The 15,386-nt window shown below is 50.1% G+C and carries 15 protein-coding genes; 2 read left to right on the top strand and 13 right to left on the bottom strand.

The window, feature by feature from the left end; all coding sequences use genetic code 11:
- Positions 1-23: 23 nt before the first annotated feature.
- The 8 genes from RGU75_RS22005 to RGU75_RS21970 form a co-directional block, all read right to left on the bottom strand.
- The gene (locus tag RGU75_RS22005; protein WP_205320292.1) at positions 24-326 is read right to left on the bottom strand and encodes an urease subunit gamma; all 303 of its coding nucleotides are present in this window, start codon (positions 324-326) and stop codon (positions 24-26) included.
- 55 nt (positions 327-381) lie between these two features.
- Positions 382-1,344 carry an urease accessory protein UreD gene (locus RGU75_RS22000; RefSeq protein WP_322239672.1) on the bottom strand — a complete coding sequence of 321 codons (963 nt, stop codon included), beginning with the start codon at positions 1,342-1,344 and terminating at the stop codon, positions 382-384.
- An 8-nt stretch (positions 1,345-1,352) separates the two neighbouring features.
- Positions 1,353-2,051: an urea ABC transporter ATP-binding subunit UrtE gene (urtE, locus tag RGU75_RS21995; RefSeq protein WP_322239670.1), complete on the bottom strand. Its 699-nt coding sequence runs from the start codon at positions 2,049-2,051 to the stop codon at positions 1,353-1,355.
- Between the two features lie 131 nt (positions 2,052-2,182).
- Positions 2,183-3,037 carry an urea ABC transporter ATP-binding protein UrtD gene (gene urtD, locus RGU75_RS21990; protein WP_322239668.1) on the bottom strand — a complete coding sequence of 285 codons (855 nt, stop codon included), beginning with the start codon at positions 3,035-3,037 and terminating at the stop codon, positions 2,183-2,185.
- Positions 3,034-4,137: an urea ABC transporter permease subunit UrtC gene (gene urtC, locus RGU75_RS21985; RefSeq protein WP_322240734.1), complete on the bottom strand. Its 1,104-nt coding sequence runs from the start codon at positions 4,135-4,137 to the stop codon at positions 3,034-3,036. The genes urtD and urtC overlap by 4 nt, the downstream gene beginning before the upstream one ends.
- 86 nt (positions 4,138-4,223) lie before the next feature.
- Positions 4,224-5,840, bottom strand: coding sequence for an urea ABC transporter permease subunit UrtB (urtB, locus tag RGU75_RS21980; RefSeq protein WP_322239666.1), 1,617 nt, complete (start codon positions 5,838-5,840; stop codon positions 4,224-4,226).
- A gap of 210 nt (positions 5,841-6,050) precedes the next feature.
- On the bottom strand, positions 6,051-7,304 hold the full coding sequence (urtA, locus tag RGU75_RS21975; RefSeq protein WP_322239664.1) for an urea ABC transporter substrate-binding protein: 1,254 nt from the start codon (positions 7,302-7,304) through the stop codon (positions 6,051-6,053).
- A gap of 331 nt (positions 7,305-7,635) precedes the next feature.
- On the bottom strand, positions 7,636-8,496 hold the full coding sequence (locus tag RGU75_RS21970) for a ferritin-like domain-containing protein (protein ID WP_322239663.1): 861 nt from the start codon (positions 8,494-8,496) through the stop codon (positions 7,636-7,638).
- 214 nt (positions 8,497-8,710) lie between these two features.
- On the opposite strand from RGU75_RS21970, the gene RGU75_RS21965 reads away from it, so the two are divergent.
- Positions 8,711-8,950, top strand: coding sequence for a hypothetical protein (locus RGU75_RS21965; protein WP_322239661.1), 240 nt, complete (start codon positions 8,711-8,713; stop codon positions 8,948-8,950).
- A 110-nt stretch (positions 8,951-9,060) separates the two neighbouring features.
- The gene (locus tag RGU75_RS21960) at positions 9,061-9,216 is read left to right on the top strand and encodes a hypothetical protein (protein WP_322239659.1); all 156 of its coding nucleotides are present in this window, start codon (positions 9,061-9,063) and stop codon (positions 9,214-9,216) included.
- A gap of 100 nt (positions 9,217-9,316) precedes the next feature.
- Here the strand turns inward: RGU75_RS21960 and RGU75_RS21955 are convergent, their stop codons facing one another.
- The 5 genes from RGU75_RS21955 to prmB form a co-directional block, all read right to left on the bottom strand.
- Positions 9,317-9,979 (bottom strand): amino acid ABC transporter permease, encoded by a 663-nt coding sequence (locus RGU75_RS21955; RefSeq protein WP_322239657.1) that lies wholly within the window; start codon positions 9,977-9,979, stop codon positions 9,317-9,319.
- Between the two features lie 193 nt (positions 9,980-10,172).
- Positions 10,173-10,970: a cystine ABC transporter substrate-binding protein gene (locus RGU75_RS21950; protein ID WP_322240732.1), complete on the bottom strand. Its 798-nt coding sequence runs from the start codon at positions 10,968-10,970 to the stop codon at positions 10,173-10,175.
- 208 nt (positions 10,971-11,178) lie between these two features.
- Positions 11,179-12,153, bottom strand: a complete 975-nt coding sequence (locus RGU75_RS21945) for a Rossmann-like and DUF2520 domain-containing protein (RefSeq protein WP_322239655.1) — start codon at positions 12,151-12,153, stop codon at positions 11,179-11,181.
- Positions 12,111-14,090 (bottom strand): ATP-binding cassette domain-containing protein, encoded by a 1,980-nt coding sequence (locus RGU75_RS21940; protein ID WP_322240730.1) that lies wholly within the window; start codon positions 14,088-14,090, stop codon positions 12,111-12,113. The genes RGU75_RS21945 and RGU75_RS21940 overlap by 43 nt, the downstream gene beginning before the upstream one ends.
- Positions 14,091-14,391: 301 nt before the next feature.
- Positions 14,392-15,276: a 50S ribosomal protein L3 N(5)-glutamine methyltransferase gene (gene prmB / locus RGU75_RS21935; protein ID WP_322239653.1), complete on the bottom strand. Its 885-nt coding sequence runs from the start codon at positions 15,274-15,276 to the stop codon at positions 14,392-14,394.
- Positions 15,277-15,386 lie beyond the last annotated feature (110 nt).

Below are 15,386 nucleotides of genomic sequence, written 5' to 3'. Positions count from 1 at the left end.
GTGAGCAAACAGTAACGCTGAAATCACGGAATCGGGTGATGCACCGTCACCAGCTTGGTACCGTCCGGAAAAGTGGCTTCCACCTGGATGTCGTGGATCATCTCGGCGATACCGTCCATCACGTCCGCCCGACTGAGAATTTTAGTGCCTTCCGACATCAGCTCAGCGACCGTTCTGCCATCGCGTGCACCTTCCATGATCGCGGCAGTAATCAAGGCAATTGATTCTGGATAATTCAGTTTCAATCCACGGGCTTTGCGTCGTTCCGCCAATAACGCGGCGGTGAAGATCAATAGTTTGTCTTTTTCGCGGGGAGTCAGTTCCATTTGGCTCTTTCCTTCTTTATCTTGTTACGTTTTTTGTCTGATTGAAACGCCATATTCAGGTATTCCAGATACGGGGAATCACGGCTTCTCGTCCTAATAACTCTGGCCTGATCTGTTGCCACGCCTGCGTCATCCATTGTCTGGCAAGTTCGCTGGAATGACCAAGAAATCGTAGCACCATGACTGATTTCATTTGCGTTGCACCGATCATCGCCTGACCGTCGACCAACTGGTTGCTGGCCTCGCGCAGGTCATTGATGACCTTGGCTGGTAATGCTTTCCCCACGGCGATCAGCGTGGCGCAGACGGTATAGTTGGCTAGCCCCAAAGGGCTGCGCATAGCTACCGTGCCTCCGCTTAATGTGCCTTGCTCGAACCAGATCAGTTTGCCTCCGCGACGAATACTGGTGCGCTGCATTATTTTGCCATCATCAAATGACTCGCCTGATGCGGTACGCCCGAAGCATAGTATTTCGCTGCCGATGTAGTTGGCATCGGCGGCGAGCGTAACCTGATGATCTAGTTTGACAGCGGCGTGGTTAAAGAAGATGGCTTCTTGCGGCAGCCATTCAAGCGTCGCACCCTCATCGACGGTGAGATTTACTTGCTGCTGCGACACGTTGTCGTTGGCTTTGTACCATTTCGCTGCGCCGGGTGTGGTGATGAGCGCGTGCGCGTGGTCACCGACTGTGGCTGAGACTGTCAATTGATCGCCGCCAACGACGCCACCGGGTGGATGGATAATGATCGCGTGGCAGACTGAAGGGTGTTCTGGGTAAAGCGTTTTTTGTACCCGCAACGGTCCAAAATGGCTGCGTTCGACGAGGCGCGTTGTGCCTTGATCGTTGGCAAATCCCAGCGTTAGCCGGGCCTGCCATGGAGCGGGTTTATTGGTTTGCAGATATAACGCTGAATCCGGAAATTCGCGCTGCCCGGCTGCGGTTACGAGCGCCGCGGATACGGTTGGGCCGAGCGTTTTGGTCGGTATGGGAAGGTCTGGGGTATCAACAAATTTCATTTTCGAGACTATACCGCCAAGTGTCTTTTAACGCTCGGATCATCCATTTGTGCCTGTGTTCCGGATGCAACAACCTCTCCACGCGACATGACGATAAAGTTATCAGCCAGCTCCTGGGCAAAGTCGAAATATTGTTCGCATAGCAGAATACCGATGTCGCCCCTTTGGCGTAAAAGCCGGATCACGCGACCAATGTCCTTAATGATTGACGGTTGAATGCCTTCGGTCGGCTCATCAAGGATGATCAGTTTTGGTTCGGCCAGCAAAGCGCGGGCGATGGCAAGTTGCTGTTGTTGGCCGCCGGACAGATCGCCGCCGCGCCGTTGCAGCATTTCTTTTAATACCGGAAAAAGTTCGTAGACTTCACCTTTGATCAGCGAGGCTTTCTTGCCGGATTTGGTCGCCATGCCCATCAATAGATTTTCTTCAACCGTCAGCCGTGCAAAAATCTCGCGACCTTGCGGGACATAAGCAATACCAAGGGCGGCGCGTTGATGCGGTTTTAACTTGGTAATGTCGCGGCCTTCCAGCGTCACTTTGCCGGTTGCAACTGGCAATACGCCCATCAGACATTTCAGCAAGGTTGTTTTGCCGACGCCATTGCGTCCCAGCAGACTCAGGCATTTGCCTTTTTCCACGTTTAATGACACGCCCCGCAAAGTATGGGAGGAACCGTAGTATTGGTTCAGAAGATCGACGTTTAACATATGCAATTTTCCTGATGATCTTTTTCGGACTTACGTAGAACCGCACCGAGCGGTAATTTGCGCAATCCAGTTTTGAATGGTCGCCGCCATTTTTATATTGTCTGGCGTCAACGATGCCACTTTGAGTGATATTAACGTCCCAAATAAACTTCGATGACGCGCTCATCAGCCTGGACTTCGGACATCTTGCCTTCGGCAAGGACTGATCCCTCGTGCAGGACGGTAACTTTGTCTTGTTGGGCAATTTCGGTGACAAAGCCCATGTCATGCTCAACCACGACAATCGAATGTTTGCCGCGCAGTTCATTGAGTAGTTCAGCGGTGCGCGCAGTTTCGGCGTCCGACATGCCGGCGACCGGTTCATCCAGCAATATTAATTGCGGTTCTTGCATTAACAGCATGCCGATTTCGAGCCATTGTTTTTGACCGTGGGAAAGCAAACCTGCTAATCTGCTTTCCTGACCGTTGAGACGGATCAGTCTTAGAATTTCATCGATCTTTCCCAATTGCTCCGATGTTAATTTTGCGAACAGCGTGATTCGGACGCGCTTGTCCATTTTCATCGCCAGTTCCAAATTCTCAAACACGGTATGTTGCTCAAATACCGTCGGGCGCTGAAATTTGCGACCAATGCCTAAGTGGGCAATCTCATATTCGGTGAGTTGCGTCAGGTCGATGGTCTGGCCAAAAAAAGCTGTACCAGAACTGGGCCGGGTTTTCCCGGTAATCACGTCCATCATCGTGGTTTTGCCAGCGCCGTTAGGGCCGATGATGCAGCGTAATTCGCCGACCGAAATATCCAGATTTAGATTATTCAACGCCTTGAAACCATCGAACGAAACGGTAATATTTTCTAAATACAGAATCGCGCCGTGGCTGGTGTCAAGGCCCTCGGGTTTGAGCCGAGCGTATGATGTGCCATGGTCGGAGTGTCGGCTGTTGTCGACAGTGCCAGTGGGCAATTTTGGATTAAAGAGCTCGGTCATGCAGACTCCTTAGAGGCACTGAATTTTTGTTTTAATTTGACTGCGACGCCAACCATTCCCTGTGGCATAAAGACGGTGACCAGAATGAAGATGAGGCCGAGTACATATAACCAGAGTTCGGGAAATGCGCCCGTGAGCCAGCTCTTCAAACCGTTGACGGTGAAGGCACCGATGATCGGACCGATCAACGATCCACGACCGCCGACCGCTGCCCAGATTACCATTTCGATTGAGTTGGCGGGCGACATTTCGGATGGGTTAATGATGCCGACTTGTGGGACATAGAGCGCACCGGCAATGCCGCATAACACTGCTGAAAGCGTCCAGACAAATAACTTGAACCATAGCGGGTTATAGCCGATGAACATCAGACGTGATTCGGAATCACGGACGGCTTGTAACACGCGTCCGAGGCGGGAGTTGACGATCCAGCGGCACAACACCAATGTGCTTAACAAAAACGCAAAGGTAATCAAAAAGAGCACGGCCTTGGTAGATGGCGCGGTAATCGAATAACCCAGAATCCGTTTGAAGTCGGTGAAGCCATTGTTACCGCCGAAGCCGGTATTATTGCGGAAGAACAGCAACATAAAGGCAAAGGTCATCGCTTGCGTAATGATTGAAAAATAGACGCCTTTGATCCGCGAGCGGAACGCAAAATAGCCGAATACAAACGCTAATACGCCCGGCACCAACACGACCAACGCCATGCAGTACCAGAAGTTGTCAGTCATCGACCAGAACCATGGATAGGTTTTCCAATCCAGAAACACCATAAAATCAGGCAAGTTGCTTTGATAGACGCCGTCGCGGCCAATCGCCCGCATAAGGTACATGCCGTGCGCGTAACCGCCTAGCGCAAAAAATACGCCGTGACCGAGGGATAAAATACCGGCGTAACCCCACACCAGATCCAGCGCCAACGCCGCCATGGCGTAGCACATGAATTTGGCGATAAGGGCGACGGTGTAACTTGAAATATGCAGCGGGTGTCCGTCAGGAAAACTCAGGTTGAGTATCGGGAGCAGGCACAGAATCACGCCGCAAATCCCAATGCCGATCCATGCTGGTCGCGAGAACAGTGATGTTTTTGCAGGCATGACCGGGAATGAGGTTTGCGGTTGCGCCTCAACTTTGGTTATAGAGTCGCCAGACGCCAACGGGGGCGGAATAATGGTAGAGCTTTTCATTCGACACTCCTGCCTTTCAGTGCAAATAAGCCCTGTGGACGTTTTTGAATGAATACAATAATGAATACCAGAATCGCGATTTTGGCCAGCACTGCGCCCGCGACCGGTTCAAGAAATTTATTTACTTCACCCAGACCGATGGCGGCAATCACCGTTCCAGCCAGTTGACCCACGCCGCCGAGGACCACGACCATGAATGAATCGACGATATAACTTTGACCCAGATCTGGACCAACGTTGCCGAGTTGGGAAAGCGCAACGCCGCCCAGCCCAGCGATGCCGCAGCCGAGGCCGAAGGTCATCATGTCGATCTTGTCGGTAGCGACCCCGACGCACGCCGCCATACGACGATTTTGCATGACTGCGCGAACAAATAAGCCAAGGCGGGTTTTGTTCAAAATCAGCCAGACTGCAAATACGACAAACAAGGCGAAAAAGATAATGACAATGCGGTTGTATGACAGAACCAGCGAGCCGAGCACAGTGACACCGCCCGACATCCAGGATGGATTGGCGACCTCGACGTTTTGAGCGCCAAAAATTGTGCGTACGGTTTGCATCAACATCAAGCTAATTCCCCAGGTGCAGAGAAGTGTTTCGAGTGGCCGACCATATAACCAGCGCAGGACCAACCGCTCTAGCGCAATGCCGACGGCAGCAGTGACGATGAATGCGGCTGGCAAGGCCACTAACAAGTATCCATCCAGCGCACCTGGCAGAAACTTGCGAAATAACATCTGAATGACGTAGGTGGTGTAAGCGCCGATCATCAACATTTCGCCGTGCGCCATGTTGATGATGCCCATTAGCCCAAAGGTAATGGCGAGACCCAGCGCGGCTAGCAATAGGACACTGCCGAGAGAGATGCCGTAAAACACTTTTCCGATGAACTCAGTGGTTGCCAACTGGCGATCCAATGCGCCCAGGGTGCGAACCGTTTCAATTCGGATGGATTCATCTGGCTCGATAAAACTGCCATCGGGATTTTTATCCAATAGTCTTTGCAGTGCTGGTTTGATGCTGGCGTTGGTGCTGGTGGCAAGGGTTTTAATTGCCGCTTTGCGCAATGCGGGATCAGTCGCATGCAAGTTGGCGGTGGCGATGACCTGTTGCAAAGTGGCCTGAATGTCAGGATCGCTTTCTTTTTGTAGGGCTTTGTTGATGAGCGGAATCTGGGCCGGATTGGCGTCTTTCAACAAATCGATTGCTGCTGCCATGCGCCGTTTGCTATCTGGAGAGAATAGCTTCAATCCCGATAGCGCACCTTCGACAGCGCCGCGTAGTCGGTTGTTGACACTGATACCTTCTGCATCATCTGGTGTTGCGCCGGATTGATCGGTCGCAGGATTAAACGCCGGGTTGTCAGTCTTCGTGTCGTCGATGATCAGTACATCACCGTTGGGTCGGGAATACAGCGCATCGGTATTAAGCGCATTGAGGATTTTTGCGGCATCTTCGTTAGCGAGTGCTGCAATCTTGTTGACAGCCTCGATACGGACATCCGGATCGTCGCCGGCTAATGATTTTAGGAGTGCTGGATCAACGGCGGCATGTGCTGCCATCGTTTGAATGCAGAGCCAGCCGATGATAAGCGTTTTTTTGAGCCGATTCATTGCATTCTTTTTTGAGTAAGGTAAAGCGTTGTCTGCGGTGACGGACTTGAAGCAAGCCGTCAGAAGCAGTTCATCTCAACAAGAAATGGTGTTGCTAGAGTTTGGTAATGCATCGATACTTTGCTGTATCCTCATTTCCTCATTCGCCGCGCTAAATCTTATGATCATGCGTGGTGAATGAGGCCGTTGACACTTATTGCAATGAGACGATTACAGCTTTTGCTTGCTCTCGTTACCCACGATGTATGGGCTCCAGGGTTGCGCGCGGATAGTGGTCTTGGTCTTGTTGACGACGTTGAACTGACCGTCAGCTTTGATTTCGGCGATCATTACTGGCTTGTGCAGATGGTGATTGGTGGCGTCCATTTCCAATACATAGCCTGACGGCGCATTGAATTTCTGACCGCCCATCGCGGCGATGACTTTATCGGTATCAGTCGATTTCGCTTTTTCTACTGCTTGTTTCCACATGTAGATGCCGACATAGGTCGCTTCCATTGGATCGTTCGTCACGACAGTGCTGGCGTTAGGTAGTTTTTGCGCAACTGCGTAGGCTTTCCATTTTTTAATGAATGCAGCATTGATAGGATTTTTGATCGACTCAAAATAATTCCATGCAGCCAGATGGCCAACCAATGGCTTGGTATCCACGCCGCGCAACTCTTCTTCACCGACTGAGAAAGCAACGACTGGAACGTCAGTAGCTTTCAAGCCCGCATTGCCCAGTTCTTTGTAGAAAGGAACATTGGAGTCGCCGTTGATGGTCGAGATAACGGCAGTCTTGCCGCCTGCTGCAAACTTCTTGATGTTAGCAACGATGGTTTGATAGTCGGAGTGACCGAACGGTGTATACACTTCGTCGATGTCAGTATCTTTGACACCTTTGCTATGCAGGAAGGCACGCAAAATTTTGTTGGTTGTGCGTGGATAGACATAGTCGGTTCCCAGCAGTACAAAGCGTTTAGCTCCGCCGCCTTCTTTTGACATCAGATATTCTGTCGCAGGAATAGCTTGCTGGTTTGGTGCAGCGCCGGTGTAGAAAACGTTTTTCTCTAATTCTTCACCTTCGTATTGGACCGGGTAGAACAACAGGCTGTTGGTTTCTTTGAAAACCGGAAGAACCGATTTACGTGACACTGATGTCCAGCAGCCAAATACTACTGAAACCTTGTCTTGTGAAATCAGTTGACGCGCTTTTTCAGCGAATAGCGGCCAGTTGGAAGCTGGATCGACGACGACCGGCTCCAATTGTTTGCCCATAACACCGCCGTGCGCATTGATTTCTGCGATGGTCATCAGCGCGACATCTTTCAAAGATGTCTCTGAAATTGCCATGGTGCCTGATAGGGAGTGCAGAATACCGACTTTGATGGTGTCGGCGGCAAACGCCGACGGCAGCCAAGATGCTGCGGCGAGTGCGAATGCCCCAAGTGCTGTAGCTTTTAAGACTGTGCGACGTGTCATGTAAATCCCCTTGTTATGTATGGATGAGAGGGCAATCACTATTTGTACTAGCCTCCCACCTGTATTAGCAGGATGCATGCCAATGGCATCACCCTTGGAAATTGCACTGGGGAATCAGTTTTATGACAATAGGGTTATAAGATAGACAGCATTCGAACCGTGGGCCGAAAGTGCGCGTCTTTTGAGTGCGTGTTAGTAAAAGCACAACCTGACTGCGCACTGAGTTAGTGCGGTCGGATTATTTTAGGGCGTGATATTGTTACCACTGCGGCCAGATTGGTGAGCGGAAAACGTGATGAAGTGCTTTGGCGCACGGACTAGCTCCAAAATCCTAACGTAAAAAAACCCGGTTCATAATTTGTGTCACCGGATAGGCGACCAGAGTTTGGAGTACGGGTGGCAGGTCGAGAGGGCGCATCATCATTTTAATAGTCATATCGGCGCGCAGATTGGTGCGCACGGTCGTATTCATCATTGCGCTAATTGTTTTTAAACGTAAGGAGTCGTTGGCGTGTTCTGGTTCGCGGAACTTGAAGACGTGCCGTAAAGCGCATGCACTATCTTCGGTTTTCATTTCAAATGTGCGTCGGCGCAAAGCACCGAAAATATGGCGGCGACTTAAGCCTTCCTTTTGGCGCAAACGGCGAAAATAGCGGAAGAAATGTTTGTAATGATTAACTTCGTCGTTTGCGATCAGCGTTGCTAAATCGCGCATGACAGGCTCATTGGTGCTGCGGGCTAATGCTTGATAGAAAGTGGCAGTGCCAGTTTCGACAACGCAACGGGCGACCATTTCAAGGGCTTTGCTAGGCTCAAGCAGTTCGACCTTGCAATAACGCGAATACTCTTCGAGAAAATCGTTATAGGCAAGTTGCCAGTTGAATTCTGGCCAGACGTGGGCAATGTACGCTTTTAAGGCATTGCCGTGCTGTAGTTCTTCTACTTCCCAATAGTGGGTTAACCAGTCGGCTATTTCTGGATCGTCACCGTAATAAGCAATTAAATTTTGCGTATATAAATCGGAACCGCTTTCTACAAATGAGGCGCAGGCGACGAGATAAAATAGATTTTCGTCCGAACGAACGGCTGGAATATCGATTGTCGAGAATGCCAGGTCGTCAATACGCCAATGCGGGGTTTGCTGATGCTCTGTGGTCGATTCGTCCTCGCTGTGCGTGCTGTGTGTTGTCATGATCGATCTCTCCAAACTAGTTGAGACTGCGGGTGGATAATGAAAACGCATAGATTCTTGCACCACTGCAAGTAGGACGAATAACAATGGATTTGGTTCACTTTCAATAACGTTATCACTCTTACACAGTACACCATCGACACGAGATGCGTAATTTTCGGTCGCATGCTAGGATATTTAGATAAATTTCCGACCAATTCAATGGAGGTAAAAAATGCTCTCAGCTGATAATCAAAATGAAAATATTGACTATCGTGGTTACACCATCGTGCCACTGCCGACGCAAGGCCACGATGATCTTTGGCACGATGGATACCAAATTCTTATTGCTGGCGCTCAGGTTACTAGTAGAAATAATACGGAAAGTGCACATTCGACCCGTGATACGGCGTTCGATAGCAGTGTCGATTTTGCTAAAATTGAGGTTGATAATTTGATTGCGTTGACGGAGTAAACTCAGATTTTAAAAGTTATCAGCGCCATTGATTGGCGTAATGGGGAGCTTGAACTGAGAGTTGTCCTTGAGAACTGTCGATAAAAATCTTACATCAGACGGAGAAGAGCATGCCTGAAGCAGCCTTTTTTGAATCGCAAGCGGGCAGTATTGGGCACCGCGCGCCAACACCCGTCCCGGCGGAAGAGCCACCATTGCCAGGACCGGGACCCGTCCCTAGCCCTGAAGAGGATCCGGTACCAGATCATAATCCGAGCAATTTCTAGATATTTGGCTTTAAAAGTATCTGGACCGGCATAGACAAATTGCGGAGCGCTGGTTTTGAGTCGGTTTAGCGCTCTACAGCGCAGAAGAGCCGCATAAAACTTAGTTAGTTTTATGCGCTTTACCCAATTTCTTCTCAAGACGGCTTTGAAGGCGCTCAAAGCAAATGCTTAAACACCAATACATCACCGCGGCTGCAAGATATAAGGGCAGTGGACGAAAGGTCACGGCGATGACTTCTTTAGTTGCCAGCATCAGTTCCGTGACGGTGATGACCGACACTAAGGACGTGTCCTTTATTAAACTGATGAGTGTATTGCTCATCGAAGGCACGGCAATCCTGATGGCCTGAGGAACGACGATATAGCGCAGTGTCTGCCAATATGTCAAACCGATGCTGTAACTGGCCGACCATTGACCTTTATCCACACCAATAATAGCGCCCCGAAGGCTTTCGGACAGATAGGCTGATGAATTGAGACTTAATGCAAGGATACCGGCAGTCAAGGGAGAAAAATTGATGCCAACGCTTGGCAGGCCATAATAAATCACAAAAATCTGCACCAGCAAGGGCGTGCCGCGTAGCAAGCTGATATAGACGGTGGCAGGCCATTGACACAGGCGCGACGGCAAAATGCGCGCAACCGCCAGCGGAAAACCGAGTAGAAGACCGCCTAGCATTGATGCCACCGCAAATATCAGGGTGTAGCCCACGCCTTTTATCAAGGTCGGCAGTGCAAGCTGCAACAATTCCAGTAATTCCATAATGTCTTTGTGAAAAAATATCCCCGCACGACAATTCGGGCGGGGATAGTTGCGCTGATAAGACGCTCATTTTAAAACAGCTAAGCCGTGAATGGTTTGTTAATGCATTGCATTAATGGCATCCATCTGATGCATCCTTAGATTATCGCCGAAAAAATCTCTTTGGCTTACAAATGATACGTCGCAAATGCTATCACTTTGCAGTCGGCGGTTTGCTGACATCGATACCGAACCATTTCATCGACACTTGTTTAAAACTGCCATCCTTCAGGATGTCTTCAATGGCTTTGTCAAGAGCAGCCTGAAATTTTGGGTTGCCTTTTTGGAACGGAATACCAATTTTATCGACTGCGCCAATTGGTGCACCGGCTTTTAACGGTAGCTTGGTATTTTTTAACAAATAGCCAACCAACAAGCTGTCATTCAAGGCTGCATCAATTCGACCGCTTGCCAGATCTGATAAATATTCTGGCGAGCCTGGATACGTTTTGACATCAATACCTGGGACACTTTTCGCTTTTTGTTCGAAGTTGGTGCCTTGTCCCAGACCAAGTTTTTTACCTTTTAAATCTTCCAGGCTAGTGAAGTTGCGTTTTTCATCTTTACGGACGATCAGCTGCGCACTGGAAATCGTGTACGGAATAGAAAAATCGAATGCTTTTTTGCGCTCATCGGTGATGCCAACCTGATTCAGAATCACGTCATATTTTCCTGCACCCAGGCCCGCCAGAATGCCACTCCATTCAGTCGTGGTGAACTCTGTTTTTACGCCGAGTTTGGCTGCGATCAAATTAGCCACGTCGACTTCAAAGCCGGTAAGTTGACCATTTTTAGGGTCTTTAAAGTTGAATGGAGGGTAATTGCCTTCCATTGCTACTTTGAGTGTTCCGCGTGCTTTGATCGTATCGAGAAGGTCGGCGGCAAAAGCGCTGACCGCTAAACTGGAGATAAGAACGGCAGCGGCGATTTTGGTCAGACTGGAAAGTTTTATTGAAGCCATTTTTAATCCTTCGGTCGGTGTGAATTGAGTGATATCGCTAAGCTAAAGGGATTAGCAAATTGCGGACTTGGGCCATCCGTGTGTATATGTTGATAAAAATTTTAACGACTATATTAAGCGCTCATCCTGACGAATGGGAAGTAATGGTTTGGTTGTTAGATAGTTGTTTAGTAAAAAGAAAAATCTTTTATGAATTTCTTTAGGGTTTTTGTCGCGCCAGATGCAACGTCAATCCTTCAAACTGTTGGTATAGCCCGGCAATTTCGGGGTTCCAATGCTGCACCGCGTCACGTTGTCGCTTGACGGTGTCCATGTCGCCACGCGCAATCGGGCCGGTAAGGGCGATTGCCGGGCCTAGCTTAAAGGCGTTAGTGGCGCTTTCAATGAGCAGTGGTTCGATTAAGCGTAGTGCAACGTCGGGCGCCAAACCCGCCTCTACATATGCTTGGCGGGCCACATCGATTAGCGTTACCAGATAGTTTGATGCAAATACAGCTGCTGCGTGATACAAAATTTTGTTTTCGCGTTTGATGGCGACGCAACATCCGCCTATGGCGTCGAACGCGGGAATCAGTCGGGCGAGCGCTATGCTGTCTCCTTCGCTGCCGCAGTAAGTGCCGGCGAAGTCTTCAACAACCGTTTGTGGATCGGCAAAGCTACGAATTGGATGAATACTGGCAACTGCTGCGCCTTGCTCGGCCGCAGAAATCAGTGTATCGGAACTTAACGCGCCGCTGCAATGGAAGACGACGCTGCGCGCAGAGAGCTTTCCACTAGCGGCAAGTGCTGCACAACAGGCGGCTATCTGATCGTCACCAGCAGCGATCAGGTAGACGTCTGCGTGGCGCAACTCGGCATAGGTGTTGACGGGAGTACCGCCGCCGATGAACGCGCAGGCTCGCTGTGCGCTGTCGGACGAGCGATTTAGTATGTCCAGTAACTGGAATGTCTGGTGCGCGCGCCAAAGCCGCGCAAGCGTTTTTCCCACTTTACCGCAACCAATGATGGAAAAGGTTGATACACGGGAAGCGTGACCAGCGTTTTGCTGGCCAGCTGCATCATCTTTGGCATCTTTAGCATCGGAGGAGTCAATACCGTCAATCGTCTTATCTGCAGTATTGCGCACCTTGGTTAGTTGCCCAGCTGTTCCAATGCTTCCTGCTGTTCTAGCCATTCAGCCTCCAGTTGTGCCAACTCTTTGGCGTAAAACGCCTGATCGGTCAGCAAAGTTGTGAGCTCTTTCTTCTTATCTTTATCGTACACTTCCGGATTGGCCAGATGCGTATCAACGGTTGCTTTTTGTGCGTTACGTTTTGCTAACTGCTCATCTAAACGTTTGATCTTTGATTCGATCGGCTTTTTCAACGACGCGAGTTTTTGACGCGCCTCTGCATCCTGACGTTTTTGTTCGCGGCGGTCTGCGCTGTCAACCTGCGGCGCTGCGGCGGGTGCGACTGCGCTGGTGATTTTTGCGGTTTCCTTGGTTTTAGGTAAGCCGGCATCTTTACCAACGTTTTTGGCAGCAAGCTTGGTTTTGAATAGCCAGTCTTTGTAGTCGTCCAGATCGCCGTCAAACGGTTCCACTTTGCCATCGGCAACGATAATGAATTGATCGGTCGTTGCGCGTAACAGATGACGATCATGCGATACCAGTACCAGCGTGCCTTCGAATTGCGCCAGCGCCATGGTCAACGCTTCGCGGGTTTCCAGGTCCAGATGGTTGGTCGGCTCATCCAGCAGCAGCAGGTTGGGGCGCTGCCAGACGATCAAGGCTAAGGCCAGACGGGCTTTTTCGCCACCGGAGAACGGTGCGATAGAACTGGTTACCATCGGGCCGTTGAAGTTAAAGCTACCCAAGAAATTGCGTAGTTCTTGTTCACGCGTCGTCGGCGCAATTTTTGCCAAATGCCATAACGGTGATTCGTCATGACGCAGCATTTCAACTTGATGCTGGGCAAAATAGCCAATCGACAAACCTTTACCGAACTGGGCGTCACCGTGCAGTGGTTTCAGTTCCTCTGCAATGGTTTTGATGAAGGTTGATTTACCCGCACCATTGACGCCCAGCAATCCAATTCGCTGACCAATTTGCAGTGAGAAGTTGATCCCGGCGATGATAACTTTTTCCGTGACATCATGGCTGGTTGCGCTTTCAATCCGATAACCGGCGCTGACATCTTCCATCGTCAATAACGGATTAGGCGCACTCAGTGGCTCACGAAACTCAAAAGAAAATTCAGCAGCGGCGCGCAGTGGTGCCAGCTCTTCCATTTTGGCGAGTGCTTTCATCCGGCTTTGCGCTTGACGGGCTTTGCTTGCCTGCGCCTTGAAGCGACTGATAAATGATTCAAGATGTGCGCGTTGACGGGTTTGCTTTTCAAGCGCACCAGCGGCCAGAATCATTTGCGCAGCACGTTGTCGTTCGAATGATGAATAGTTGCCGGTATAACGCTTCAATTTGCGTTCGTCGATATGCACGATGACATTGACGACGCCGTCAAGGAAGTCGCGATCATGCGAGATGATAATCAGTGTGCCAGTATAGCGTTTGAGCCAGTCTTCGAGCCAGATAATGGCATCAAGATCCAAATGGTTGGTCGGTTCATCAAGCAGCAACAAGTCGGACGGACACATCAGCGCTTGCGCCAGATTCAAACGCATACGCCAACCACCGGAAAAACTGGCGACGGGTTCTTGCATTTGTGCCATTGAGAAACCAAGGCCGGTCAATAATTGTTCACCACGTGAGCGCACCGTGTACGCATCGGCGTCGGCCAGCGCACTATACAAATCGCCGATCAACGTGCCATTGGCAGCGCTTTCCGGTTCACTTTCCAGAAAAGCCAATTCTTCTTCCAGACGACGCAGCGTGATGTCGCCATCAATGGCGTATTCCAACGCTGGACGGTCAAGGGCAGGGGTTTCCTGCGCGACGTATGCCATGCGCCATTTGGAGGGAAAGTCGATCTCGCCGGCATCGGCGTGAAGTTCGCCGCGTAATAGTCCGAACAGGCTTGATTTACCGGCGCCGTTAGCCCCGATCAGGCCGATTTTGTCACCCGGATTGAGGGTAATATCGACTTTGTCGAGCAGCGGCTTGATGCCGCGCATCATTGAAACTTGTAGGAAACGTATCATGAAAATGGTGTGTTGGAAATGCGTTGGGGGAAGCTAAGTGACGCAGTATTCACATTGACCAGAATAAATGCTGCATGCCTGGAAGCACATTTAGCATCAATTATGGCGGTCAATCATTGATTGAATCTTCAGTAAGTCAGGAAAGACTATTAAACACCCAAAATCGTCGGATATTTAACCCTTCCTGCCACTTTTAGCGTGCTTCCCTAAAAAAGAAAGCGCCTATGATAAGGCGCTTTTATCAATTTGCCTAAATTCTGGCATCTTCTTGTTGTTAAGGCAGCTGATCGGCTGTTAATAAAAACACCATGTCATCGCCCGCGCTGGTCGATACCCATGTCATTTCCATATCAGGGAATGCTGCTTCGGCAAATGCGCGTTCGTTACCGATTTCCACGATCAACACACCGTTTTTGGTCAGGCGTTGTTTTGCACCAGCCACGATTGTACGCACTAAATCCATTCCGTCACTACCGCCAGCTAAAGCAATCTGCGGTTCCGCCAGATATTCTCTCGGTAACTTACCCATTGAGCCAGTATTAACGTACGGCGGATTGGTAACGATCAGGTCATATTTTTTGTCAGGTACGTTGGTATACAAATCAGATTCGATGAGAGTGATCCGATCTTGCAAGTCGTAATCGTCTACATTGCGCCGCGCTACCGCCAACGCATCGGCAGAAATGTCAGCAGTGTCAACATGCGCGTTGCCAAAGGCATCCGCCAACATGATCGGCAAGCAGCCAGAACCGGTGCACAATTCCAGGATATTGGTGACTGCTGCGGGATTTTGAACCCATGGCGAAAAGAAATCGGGAATCAGTTCAGCAATAAACGACCGTGGAACGATCACCCTTTCATCAACATAAAAGCGGTAATCGCCGAGCCATGCTTCTTGCGTGATGTAAGCGGCGGGAACGCGGTCAGTGCTGCGGCGTTCGATGACGCGTAGCACTGTGTCCACTTCTTGCTGCAACAATCGCGCGTCAAAAAACGGCTCGATTTTATCGAGTGGCAGCTTTAATGTATGCAGGATCAGATAGGCGGCTTCGTCTAGGGCTGTGCTGCTGCCGTGGCCAAAGAATAGTGCTTCGGTGTTAAAGCGAGTGACTGCGTAGCGCAGCAAATCGCGGATGGTGGCGAAAGAATTGGGTGTCATGGGACGGATTATAGATGTTATGAGCGCTGACGAGAAGAAGAGGCGCAATGTTGGTCGACTATTGATGTGTATTTCTCGCTGCCGTTCTATATGAAAGCGTTGAGCAGAAA

Origin of the sequence: Glaciimonas sp. CA11.2, assembly GCF_034314045.1 — a bacterium.
Classification (GTDB): Bacteria; Pseudomonadota; Gammaproteobacteria; order Burkholderiales; family Burkholderiaceae_D; genus Glaciimonas.
Note: the sequence above shows the minus strand (reverse complement) of the source record. Positions and strands in the feature narration are given on the sequence as shown.